The following is a 12335-nucleotide window of genomic DNA, read 5'->3' on the forward strand; positions in this document are numbered from 1 at the left end:
TATTCCTCATAAAGGGCGGTGGAATAATAGTGGTATTGATTCCTGCCTTTTTCCTTGGCCTGGTAAAGCGCGGTATCGGCCTGTTTAAGCAGGGTTTCGATGTCATTGCCGTCTTTAGGGTAAATACTGATGCCCATGCTGGAGGTAATCTGAATCAAATGATCATCGATGGGGATGGGTTTAGACATTTCCTTAAACAACCGTTCGACGATGGCCGTGACCTGATCGACACATTGGCTAAAATCAGGGTGAATTCATCGCCGCCGAGCCTTGCGGCAATGTCGCCTTCCCGAAGGCTGGCCGTCAAAGTGTTGGCTACATGAATGAGAAGCTTGTCGCCATTGTCATGCCCCAGCGTATCATTAATGACCTTAAAATAGTCAATGTCTAAAAAGACCAGGGCAATTTTACCCTGCGAACGCGAGGCCTGTTTGGTCATGTGCTGGAACATTTCATACAGCATGTTGCGGTTGGCAAGTCCCGTTAACGGGTCGTGGGTCGCCTGATAATACAATTTGGCATTTTCAAGCGAGGTCATGGCCTGGGATGCCAGCAGGTTCAAACTGTCCAGATGATTGGGGGTGAAGGTATGGCTGCTGCTGTTGTTTTCAAGGTAAAGCATGCGTGAAAGCTGTCCTTTATAGAACAAGGGCATCATCAGCAGTGATCGAGGATTTTCACGCTGCACATACGGATCCTGAAACGTCAGTTCAGATTGGATGGCATCGTTGAGAATGATGGGTTTTTGGGTGTGCTGGACATAGTTTAAAATGGAAACCGGGTATTTCGGCAGCAGCCCTTCTTCTTTTTTCTGATTGAGATAAATGAGTTGCTGCTCAAGATTGCCTTCGGCTTCCACAATCCATTGATCCTGCACCTGCGTCAGGATCAGGCTGCGCTGCGCGCCAGCATTTTCAGACACGATGACTAAAAATTTCTGCAATAATTTGTCCAGGCGGATTTCGCTGGAAATCAATTGGGTAAATTTCAAGATGGCCAGCATGTCGATGCTTTGGGTATTCACCTTGGGCGCTGACGCGGTGGCGGGGGTGATGCTGAAATTAGGCAGGGAGTAATCAAACGTCAACATCGGGTAATTTTCTTCCAGTAATTTGACGCGTGAAATCGCACCCCATTCTTTAAAATGGCGGTAGGCATTGTGCAGGTACATGTTGGCAATGCGGCTGACTTTGGCGGTCATGCAGTGAAAACCAGCGCGCTCCGAAGCAATCGCTGCAATCAGGTTTAATCCATTTTGGGTGGCGGTTTCCATGGTTTGCTCATACAGGGCAATGACGGGTTCATACCCCTGCTCCAGTCGGGCAAATTCACTGCGAAGCAGTAAGGCGTAGGCTTTGAAATTATCAGGACACCAGGTCGCGTATTTTTCGATGAAGCGGGTGAGGCTTCGTAATTTTTTTAAATAGTTGTGACGTTGCACATGCGATATTTCCGGAAGATGATAAAACATGGCCAGCGCTAAAAACAATTTGCCGTCGAGGTGGCTCAGCATGCCTGTATTGTATTCCGCGTATCGAAGGTGATTTTCACCGGCTTCAATGGCGTCTTCGTAACGGCCGAGCATAAAATACAGAAAGGTCAGGGAGCTGTAAAAAAAGCTAAGTTCAGTCTTGTTTTTGCCTTGAATGATGCTCTGTTCGAAGGCGTTGAATTTATGGTCAGAAACCAAGGAAATGTTCTCAAGGCATTGCGCGGCATACTCCCAGAAACTGATGAAGTTAAAAAAGTCGGAAATGGTGACCCGGGACATAAACGCCAGGGCCGATTGAATGTTTTTTTTCATTTCGTCGAGTTTTTTGCCGGCGGTCTGCGAATGGACGACCAGCAACAGGTTGCTGTAATTGCTGTACACTAAATCACCGACTTCGCAGCAAAGCCTGAAGGCATTAATCACGGTGTTATTGCAAACACTGAGCGGATTCTGATAAGGCTCAATGAACGCGCCGATGACAAACTGATTTTTGCCTTCAAAATTTGACGCGCCGTATTTTTGTTTCAGTCGATTGTAAAGTTTGACGAAGGCAATGGCGTCATCGTACCAGTTCAGTGAGTGCATGATGATGAAGGCAAACACAGGCAGGGACATGGACGTGCTGTCCGTGTACCCATACTTCAAACTCAGACTGATGTTTTTACAGGTGAGGATAACAAAAAGCTGTTGATTGGTGATAAAGGCGCTGTTTAAAAGCTGGGTAATCAGATTGACAATGGCCCGCTGTTTGGGGTCTTCCATCAAGGGCAGATCGATGTTTTCAATCCGTGTTTTTCGTAGCTTGAATTTGATTTTATAGATGTCCGTGAGCAGGTGGATGAGTTTGGGTTTTTTAGGGATCCTGATTTCAAATTTACGAAGTGCATTCAAACCAATTTCCAGTGCTTCCGTGTGCTGGCCCAGGGTGGAGAGCATTTCAATTTTCAAACGATAAATGCCCAGCCGATCCAATTCATCCCTGGTATTGTCCAACAGTTCAGAAAAAAAAGCGTCGGCCGCATTAAAATCGCTGATGAGGTATTTGCACACTGCCTGTTCACGGTAGACTGGAAAGACAAGGTCGTAGTGTTTTGTCCAGTTGACCGGCTGCAAAAGCGACACGGCGGAGGAGAGGTAGTCGTTGGCGGCAAAATAGGCGGAAGCCAGTTTTGCCTTTTGCCCGGCCCAGAAATTATAACGGGCCAATTGCAGGCGCTCCTCCGGGTTGTCAATCAGAGTCAGGCTTTGATTGAAATGCTCCATGACATCAAATAATCGCTCGTCGTCCTCCGTCAGCGGCTTGTCTTTTAATAACAACCGCCCGATTTTTAAATGAAGTGCTGGTCTTTCCTCTTCATCGATTAACTCATACGCCGCCTGCTGAATCCGGTCATGGGCAAAGCGGTAATTCAGGGTGGTAATATTGATTTTGGACAGGTTGTCGCGAAGTCCCACCAGTCCCATGGTTTTATAGCTTTCTTCAAGCGGATAAATTAAGTTGGTTTTAATGGCCTGCCACAGGTTTTCGGCAATTTGACTGGTGCTTTGCTCATTAATAATCTGTAACGTCCTGAAATCAAACTGATGGCCGAAACAGGCGGCCAGTTTTAAAATTTCCTGAGTCGGTTTTGACAGCAGATGAATTTTCGAAGTCAGGAGAGAAATGACGTTATCCGTGGCACTGGTTCGCTGAATTCGGGTTAAATCCCATTCCCACAGGCCCTTATCGTACGAAAAGGTGAGTAATTTCTCCTGATAAATAATCTTTAAAAATTGATTGATAAAAAAGGGATTACCCTGTGTTTTATCGTAAATGCATTGCGCCAGCGTTTGAATTTTATCACTCGAGGTCGACAGCGTGTCCTGCAGGAGTTCCTGAATATCCTGAAACAGCAGGGGTTGTAATTTTAACGTGGTCAGCGACACCTTGTGCTTATGCAGGTTATTGACGGTGAGTTGCAGCGGATGCCGTTCATCCACCTCGTTGTCGCGGTAAGCGCCAATGATGAGTAAATGGTTGGTGTCATGATCCTGCAGCAGATTCTCAATGAAATTGAGGGAGGAATTATCCGCCCATTGCAAATCATCCAGGAAAAGAACCAGGGGGTGCGAGGGTTGAGCGAAAACACGGACAAAGTTTTGGAAAACCAGGTTAAAACGAATCTGGGTATCCGTGGGGTTTAATTTGGGCACCAGCGGTTGCTGACCGATGATCAATTCAACGTCGGGAATGACATCAACCACCACCTGCCCGACATTGCCGAGCGCGGCAATTAACTGGTTGCGAAGCAGTTCCAGGCGGTCTTCGCTTTCAGAGAGCACCTGTTTCACCAGGCTTTGAAAGGCAGTGACGATGGCACTGTAAGGCATGCTGCGCTGCAGTTGATCAAATTTTCCATCAATGTAATACCCTTTGTGCTGAACAATGAGTTTATGGATTTCTTTCACCAGCGAGGTTTTACCTATCCCGGAATAACCCGCAATCAAGACAATTTCCTTGGTGCCTAAGCTGACGCGCTTGAAGGTATTAATCAATTGTTGCACCTGCGTTTCGCGACCGTACAGGTTGCGGGAAATGTTCAGATGATCGCGGATGTCATTGGTGCCTAAGGTAAATTCCCTGACAATGCCCTTGTTGCGCCACTGATTGCGGCATTCCTGCATGTCTGCGCGCAGGCCGACAATGCTTGAATACCGCTCTTCCGGCATTTTTTCCAGTAATTTATTAATGATGGCTTCAAGCATGGGAGGGATGTTGGGACGCAATTCCGTCAGTGAAGGCGGTTTTTTGGCAATGTGGCAATGCACCAGTTCCAGGGTATCCATGGTCTGGAAAGGCAACTGATTCGTCAGCATCTGATAAAGGGTGATTCCCAGGGAATAAAAATCGGTACGGTAATCGACTGGACGGTTGATGCGCCCCGTTTGTTCCGGCGAAATATAGGACAGGCTGTCTTCAAACTCATTTAAATTCAAATAGTCCAGGTTTTCTTCGGAAAGCCGGGTGGAGGCGCTTAAATCGACCAGCTTAAGCTTTAATTTTTCAGGGTCAATGATGATGTTGGATGGCTTGATTTCCTTGTGAATGATGTTGCGCTGATGCAGCTCCCAGATAATATCAATCAATTGAATGGCAAGATTAAAAAAATCCTCGATTTTAAGCTGGTTGGTCATGAGGTAGGCGTGCAGTAACTGGCCTTTCACCCCTTCTAAAACCAGAACTGGGGCTGGCGTGTGCTGCAGAAAATCATAGGCTTTGATGATCGTTGGTGCTTCAATGCTGTTTAAAAGATGGAATTCATGCTGCAGGATGGCTAAATTGTCGGTCGATGCATAATAATTATTGGGTATTTTTAACAATACCTTGCACTTATCTTTCAGGCGCAGGGCATGATAAGTATCAATACTGTGGTTATGCCGCAGTTTTTCCTGTAATGCGTAACCTGATATGGAAATCATCGAATTCCCGTCCCTTACTCTAGCCGTCAGTCGCCAAACCAAAGCAAAATGCTTTATTCTCAATTATAGAAGAGATTGGGAGGGATGATTGGACAAAAAATTCAAAGGCTTGGTGGTGAAATTTGACAAATTGGACAATCATTACTAATCTTATTGTGCATTGCAACAAAGGAGGAAGCCATGCATACGGAACATTTCGAACAATTAAAAAACACGTTGAATAATTTGCAGAAGCCAGTACAGGAATTAGCCGCGCTTCATGCAAGAACACTGCAAAACCTGTCTTATATCAAACCCGAAGAACTTTCCAGAATGCAAAATCCGGAAGAAATCTGGGACCGAAATATCAAGCTGTTCATTCAAAACAGCCACAAAGCACTTGATTTTATGCAACAGGCTTTCACCATTTTTGAAAGACATTGGCTTTCAATGTCTGATGACATCAAAACTAAAACCAGCGAAGCGATCCAAAATGGCCAATCCATTGCCCGCACATTCAGTTCAGGCATCAGGAGCACAGGCAACGGCACGTCAAGCTCCAAAACAACCGCTGCCAGGCGCTCCAGCCCGTCCACTTCAACGAGCAGAACGACGTCTTCAATCAGTAGAACGGCATCTGGAAAAACCACTGCTGCGTCCAAAACAACGTCTGGGGTAAGAAAATCGACATCGGCTAAAAAATCAGCCTCAGCCGCAAGCCGAAGTTCAGTGAAAAAGGCGGTTTCAAAAGCCGGAAGCACCACGAGCAAGTCAGCAAGACCGGCAAACGGCATTGCAAAAAGCAGTTCAGTTAAAAAAACGGCTTCTGCCAGAAAGCCGACTACGGCTAAAAAAGTAACGGCATCCAAAGCCAAAACCACCACGGCAAGAACCATTGCCAAACCGTCCACATCAATCAAAAAAACAGCCACTGGCAAGAGCAGCACGGCCTCACGCGCTAAAACAACAGCCAGACCGACGACTGCAAAAAGCACGTCTTCCGTCGCAAGCAGCAGACCGGGTACGTCATCCAGCCTGATGCATGGCTCCAATGGCGGCGTGAAACATGGGATTGCCACCAAGCCTGGAACAACCGTTGGCAGCACGGCAACAAGGCCCGGGATGCAGCCTTCCAAGCCGATTAGCTCGTCAATGGCCTCGTCCAAGGACATGAGCAAGCCAATCATTAACCCATCGGCTACTGTTCGCGATAACAAAACGGTTACTGGTGAGCACAACAAGTATGGTTCCATGAACATACCGTCTCACTTAAGCCGCGACAGCAATCTGCCTAAAAAATAGCATTTCACTGACTAAAAAAGGCGCCTTTTAAAGGCGCCTTTTATTTTGTACGCCGTTGTCAAATTACTTGCTCGAATTCTTGCGTCTACCTCATTGTAGCCATTACACTTTTCACTCGCTAAATCTGAATTAAGTCGTTTTGTCTTAACCAGTGTTTGGAGGAGTCAGGCATTTCTCTAAACCATCAGTAGGGGATGAGGCTGTGTTTTTAAACAGGATTAAAGAGGGCATACGCAAAGGTTCAATGATTAAAGACGAGGAGGAGAGTGAAAAGGAGTATTCCAATTTCCTTTCTGCGAAAGCCATCATTCTGGCTTATGATTCCGTGACCGAGATTCCCGAAAAATTGGCGGAGGCGCGCATTGCATTTGTACACAGTCTCTTTACGATGTCGGATTCACGGTTTGAGCAGGCAGCGAAAACGCTGCCCGATTTGGGGGATATTTTAAGTGCTAAACATCGCCAGACGTTAAGGGAACTTATCAATACCAAAGCCGCTAATCATCTTAACGCCGCCAGAGCGGAACGCCTCTTTTTAGCCACGGAAGAAAGGATTCAGTATTACCGTAAGAAATACGACGATTTCATTGCCGAGCGCAAAAAAGAAATCGAGACGAACAACCAGCGTTCCCAGATTCAGTTCCTGCTCCTTGAGTATGGAGATTCAGGCATGGATAAATGCCTGAACATGAGTGTTGCAGAAACTTCGGAAGTCAAGCTCACCCGCGCAACCAGGCACTTGAAGGACACCTACGGTATTGAACTGCACCCGCTTCAGTTTCGTGACAATCTGCAATCCTATGGCGCTAATCTTGTCAATTTTTATGATCTGTTGAATTCAGCAAGAAAATCGGTGGCAGACTATTATCCTCCTGAATACCAAAAGGAATTTGAGGTATTCTATAAGGCGCAGGAAGAACGCCTTTTTCCTGATCCCCGCGTGGCCAGAAGCATCGCCGCGGTCAAAATTGTCGCGGCTTATCAGGAAAACAAGATCGATCCGGCGCATCCTGATTACCCTGTTTTGTGTAAAGAAATGGAATCGTGTCTGGAGAGTACCCCGCTTGATGTGTGCCTTGCCTACATCAAAAAAAAGGATGAGCCGGCCGAGGCTTATTTTAAGGAGTCGTTGGACACCCTTTATCAACTTATCCGGGAGTATCACGACAACACCGTGCCTTGCACGGTTGCTCCTGACCAATTAGCCCGTTCCTTTCAGTCGCTCGCCACGCTCACGAATAAGCCCCCCCCGCAGTTCCTTAATCAACGGCCTGGAAACAACAGCATTCCTGCGCGGGAAAATGCAGAGACGACGGTGACAGTAAAGAGCGGGCCGCTCAGCAGCGAAAAAACGCCTGAGCCACCCCCAGAGAAGCTGACGCCGGTTGCCAAAACGCCCTCACTGTCTAACCTTGAACAAAAAAGAAAACCCTTACCGCCGTTGCCAAAATCGTACAGCGCCAATGATGTGGTGACGATTGCGCCTGTCCCGGATTCGCCGTCAGCCAACGAAAAGCCGTCTGTTCATCACGCCAATCACAGCCTGCATTTTTTTCAGAAAAAACAAATGCTGGCGGAAGTTTTGGCCAAAAATCCTCCGCCTGTCATCACCCGCCGTCCTGGGATGGGCAGGGGGTATTATGAAAAATAATCGTTATTTCAATGGCTTAAGATAAAATAACCGCCGTTTCTGGAAAATAAAACTATACTTCTAATGAATAAGGGACGAATAACAGTAAAGAGGATAGTATTATGAACGCCATTGATTTTTTAATTAAAGAGCATAATCGCGTACGAAAGATGCTGGCCGACATCAATGATGCTTCGCACCGTGAGGAAACCCGGCGCAAACTGTTCGCTGTGTTATCTCAAGATTTAATCCGACATGAAAAAATGGAGCATGCCGTTTGGTATCCGCATTTCAAAGACCGATTGGATGACACAGTAAAGCACCTGGTCAGTGAAGAAAAAGGCGCTGAAAGAGCCATTAAACAATTGGATGACACCGCGACTACTCAAACCTGGGAAGAACAATTTTCCAAGTTTAAAAAAGACGTGGAACACCATGCCACTGAAGAAGAGCAGATCCTGTTTCCCAAAGTTAAAACCTTGCTGAGCGAGGAACAGCTTGAAAAAATAGGACAGGACATGTTTCACTTTAAGCAAGACCATCAACCGTCCACTCATTAACAGGCAATCAGGCGACTCATTGCAACGACCCTAAGGCAGCGTCTGGCAATCGCTGCCGGTGCGTTTTCTTTCATTTCTCGATTAATTTTCCTGAAGATGCATTTCCTTGCTGCGACAGGGTATAAACTTTAGTCAAAACTCGGTAAAATAAGCCACTTTATCTTTTTTTGCAGTCACTATGCCAAAACGCTCTGATATCCAATCCATCCTGATTCTCGGCGCAGGTCCAATTGTCATTGGCCAAGCCTGCGAATTTGATTATTCCGGGACCCAGGCGGTCCGCGCTTTAAAAGAAGAAGGGTACCGCGTTATTCTGGTCAATTCCAACCCGGCCACCATCATGACTGATCCCGAGTTGGCGGATGCCACTTACATTGAACCCATTCAGTGGCAGGAGGTGGCGCGGATTATTGAAAAGGAAAAACCGGATGCGCTATTGCCCACCATGGGTGGTCAGACCGCGCTGAACTGTGCCCTGGATCTGGTTAGGGAAGGGGTTTTGGCTCGCCATAACGTCGAAATGATTGGTGCGACCCGTGAAGCCATTGACCGGGCCGAAGACCGCGATCAGTTTCGCCAGTTAATGAAAAAAATTGGCCTGGACATGCCGCGCTCAGCCATTGCCCACAGCCTTGAAGAAGCCTTTCAGGTGCAGGCACAGCTTGGATACCCGGCCATCATCAGACCTTCGTTCACCATGGGCGGCAGCGGCGGGGGCATTGCCTATAACCGGGAAGAGTTTGAGGAAATCTGTCTGCGTGGACTCGAATTGTCGCCAACCCATGAACTGCTCATCGATGAGTCTGTACTGGGCTGGAAAGAATTTGAAATGGAAGTGGTTCGCGATAAAAACGACAATTGCATTATCGTGTGCACCATTGAAAATTTTGATCCCATGGGCGTGCACACCGGCGATTCCATTACCGTCGCCCCGGCACAAACCCTGACGGATAAAGAATACCAGCGCATGCGTGATGCGGCGATTAAAGTGCTGCGCGCTGTTGGTGTCGATACCGGCGGCTCCAATGTCCAGTTTGCCATCAATCCGGAAGACGGGCGCATGCTGGTGGTGGAAATGAATCCCCGCGTATCGCGAAGTTCGGCCTTAGCGTCCAAAGCCACGGGTTTCCCCATTGCCAAAGTGGCTGCCAAGCTCGCCGTGGGCTATACCCTCGATGAGCTGGCCAACGAGATTACCGGCGGCCGGACGCCGGCCTCGTTTGAGCCCAGCATTGACTATGTTGTAACCAAAATTCCCCGCTTTAATTTCGACAAATTCCCGCAAACCTCACCTATCCTGACCACGCAGATGAAATCGGTGGGTGAAGTGATGGCCATTGGTTCCAATTTTCAGGAATCCTTGCAAAAAGCCATCCGCGGGCTTGAAATTGGCCGTAGTGGACTTATTCCCCTCTTTAAAAAAGGGGACCTGCCGCGTTTGCAGGGGCATTTGCATGAGCCGACTCCGGATCGCCTGTGGTACATTGCCGACGCGTTCCGTCAGGACATGTCGCTTGAAGACATCCACCAGGAAAGCCGCGTCGATCCCTGGTTTTTGTCCCAGATTCAGGAACTGGTGATGCTTGAGCGCTCCTTGTACGGCAAATCCATCAATGAACTCGATCACCAGACCCTGCGTTTAATGAAACAGCGCGGTTTTGCCGATGCCTACCTGGCGCGTTTGCTTTACTGCAATGAAGAACAGGTAAGGGCGCGTCGGCTGGAACTCGGGGTTGTGCCGGTTTACAAGCGCATTGATTCCTGCGCCGGTGAATTTCCAAGCGACACGGCTTACCTGTATTCCTGTTATGAAAGCGTTTGCGAGGCACGTCCGCAATCCGACAAGAAAAAAATCATGATTTTAGGCGGCGGGCCCAACCGCATCGGGCAGGGCATTGAATTTGATTATTGTTGTGTCCATGCGTCCTTAGCCCTGCGCGAAGCGGGATATCAGACCATCATGGTCAATTGTAACCCGGAAACGGTCTCCACCGATTTCGATACCTCCGATCGCCTTTATTTCGAACCGCTTACCCTGGAAGATGTTTTGTCCATTGCCGCGGTGGAAAAACCCGATGGCATCATTGTCCACTACGGCGGCCAGACACCGCTGAAACTCGCACGGGATCTCGAAGCCAACGGCCTAACCATTGTCGGCACCTCGCCGGATGCCATTGATCAGGCCGAAGATCGCGAACGTTTCCAGAAGCTGGTGGCTGAACTGAAGCTTGACCAACCCGCCAATGGCACCGTGCGCAGCGAGGAAGAAGCGCTCGAAGTGGCCAAGCGAATCGGGTATCCCTTGGTGGTTCGGCCCTCCTACGTGCTCGGCGGCCGGGCAATGGAAGTGGTTTATCACGAAGAGGATCTGAAGCATTACCTTAAGCATGCGGTGGCTGTATCCAATGATTCGCCGGTGCTGCTTGACCAGTTTCTCAGTGACGCCATTGAAGTCGACATCGATGCTGTCTGTGACGGCAAGGATGTGATGATTGGCGCCATCATGGAACACATTGAGCAGGCGGGTGTGCACTCCGGCGATTCTGCCTGCACGCTGCCGCCCTTCAGTTTAAGCGTGGTTGTGCAACAGGACTTGATTGAACAGGTTCGCCAAATGGCCTTAAAACTTGGGGTGGTTGGCTTGATCAATGCCCAGTTTGCCATTCAGGCCGATGACATTTATGTGCTTGAAGTGAACCCCAGAGCCTCAAGAACGGTGCCGTTTGTTTCCAAAGCCACCGGCCTGCCTCTAGCAAAAATAGCCGCGCTTTGTAAAATCGGCGTCTCCTTAAAGCAGCAGGGATTGAGCCAGCATTACCCCATGCCTTCGTTTTATTCCATTAAATTACCGGTTTTCCCGTTCATTAAATTCTCAGGGGTGGATTCAATCCTTGGACCTGAGATGAAATCGACCGGGGAAGTGATGGGAATTGCCCGCCGCTTTGGCCAGGCGTATGCCAAGGCGCAATTGGGCGCCGGGTGCAATATCGTCAAGCGCCGCCGTGCATTCGTCTCGGTTCGGGATGCGGATAAGACGCGGGTAGGAGAAATTGTAAAACGATTGATTCAGTTAGGTTTTGATATTATCGCCACGCGGGGTACCGCCCTGGCATTGCAGGCGGCTGGCGTGGAATGCCGGCGTGTTTTCAAGGTAGCAGAGGGACGACCGCATGTGCTAGATTTTATTAAAAATAATGAAATTGATTTTATCGTCAATACAACGGAGGGCAAACAGGCTATCGCCGATTCGTTTGCGATCAGACGCAGTGCCTTGCAACACAAGGTAAGCTACACGACCACTTTGTCGGGAGCTGAGGCCGCCTGTTTGGCTATGAAGTATGAAGACCGCGAAACGGTCTCTCGTTTACAGGATTTACATTAGAGGTGGTTATGTCAAAGCATCCAATGACTGTTAAGGGCGCCGAAGCGCTGAAAAGTGAATTGCACCGTTTGAAAACCGTGGAGCGCCCACGCATTGTGGAGGCCATTGCCACGGCGCGCGCCCATGGCGATCTGAAAGAAAATGCGGAATACCACGCCGCCCGCGAACAGCAAAGTTTTAATGAAGGCCGCATTCAGGAACTGGAAGCCAAATTATCCAATTGCCAGATCGTGGATATCAGCAAGCTGTCTAATCAGGGCAAGGTTGTTTTCGGCGCTACTGTCAAAGTCTGTCATTTGGTGAATAATACGGAAATCTGTTACCAGATCGTGGGCGAGGACGAAGCAGACATCAAATTAAATAAAATCTCCTACAGCTCACCCATTGGCCGTGCGCTCATTGGCAAACAGGTCGACGACACCGTGGTGGTTCAAACTCCGGGTGGGACCGTCGAATACGACATCATTGAAGTGCATTACGCCGCTGAGTAGCCTTCGAATCAATCAAGCCCCCTCCCCACCTTCTCGGAGG

At 48.5% G+C, this 12335-nt stretch carries 5 protein-coding genes and 1 pseudogene; 4 read left to right on the forward strand and 2 right to left on the reverse strand.

Annotated elements, in window-relative coordinates; all coding sequences use genetic code 11:
• Positions 1-86 precede the first annotated feature (86 nt).
• Together DYE45_RS04710 and DYE45_RS04715 are read right to left on the reverse strand one after the other, a co-directional pair.
• Positions 87-4951: pseudogene (locus DYE45_RS04710) on the reverse strand (AAA family ATPase); the annotation flags it as partial.
• Between the two features lie 359 nt (positions 4952-5310).
• Entirely contained in the window at positions 5311-6183 is an 873-nt protein-coding gene (locus tag DYE45_RS04715) for a hypothetical protein (protein WP_147286226.1), read from the reverse strand.
• A 251-nt stretch (positions 6184-6434) separates the two neighbouring features.
• On the opposite strand from DYE45_RS04715, the gene DYE45_RS04720 reads away from it, so the two are divergent.
• The 4 genes from DYE45_RS04720 (at position 6435) to greA (ending at position 12295) form a co-directional block, all read left to right on the forward strand.
• Complete coding sequence (locus DYE45_RS04720; protein WP_133138171.1) at positions 6435-7883, forward strand: hypothetical protein; 1449 nt, start codon at positions 6435-6437, stop codon at positions 7881-7883.
• A 101-nt stretch (positions 7884-7984) separates the two neighbouring features.
• Complete coding sequence (locus DYE45_RS04725) at positions 7985-8422, forward strand: hemerythrin domain-containing protein (protein ID WP_108292240.1); 438 nt, start codon at positions 7985-7987, stop codon at positions 8420-8422.
• A gap of 178 nt (positions 8423-8600) precedes the next feature.
• Entirely contained in the window at positions 8601-11804 is a 3204-nt protein-coding gene (gene carB, locus DYE45_RS04730) for a carbamoyl-phosphate synthase large subunit (protein ID WP_108292238.1), read from the forward strand.
• A gap of 8 nt (positions 11805-11812) precedes the next feature.
• Complete coding sequence (gene greA, locus DYE45_RS04735) at positions 11813-12295, forward strand: transcription elongation factor GreA (RefSeq protein WP_108292236.1); 483 nt, start codon at positions 11813-11815, stop codon at positions 12293-12295.
• Positions 12296-12335: the final 40 nt, after the last annotated feature.

The organism is Legionella taurinensis, from assembly GCF_900452865.1.
Taxonomy (GTDB): domain Bacteria; phylum Pseudomonadota; class Gammaproteobacteria; order Legionellales; family Legionellaceae; genus Legionella_C; species Legionella_C taurinensis.

Excerpts from the sequence above, each read along its gene's own strand:
- DYE45_RS04715 (WP_147286226.1), bottom strand. The coding sequence starts at position 6,183 with ATGGAACCATACTTGTTGTGCTCACCAGTAACCGTTTTGTTATCGCGA.
- carB (WP_108292238.1), top strand. The coding sequence starts at position 8,601 with ATGCCAAAACGCTCTGATATCCAATCCATCCTGATTCTCGGCGCAGGT.
- greA (WP_108292236.1), top strand. The coding sequence starts at position 11,813 with ATGTCAAAGCATCCAATGACTGTTAAGGGCGCCGAAGCGCTGAAAAGT.
- DYE45_RS04725 (WP_108292240.1), top strand. The coding sequence starts at position 7,985 with ATGAACGCCATTGATTTTTTAATTAAAGAGCATAATCGCGTACGAAAG.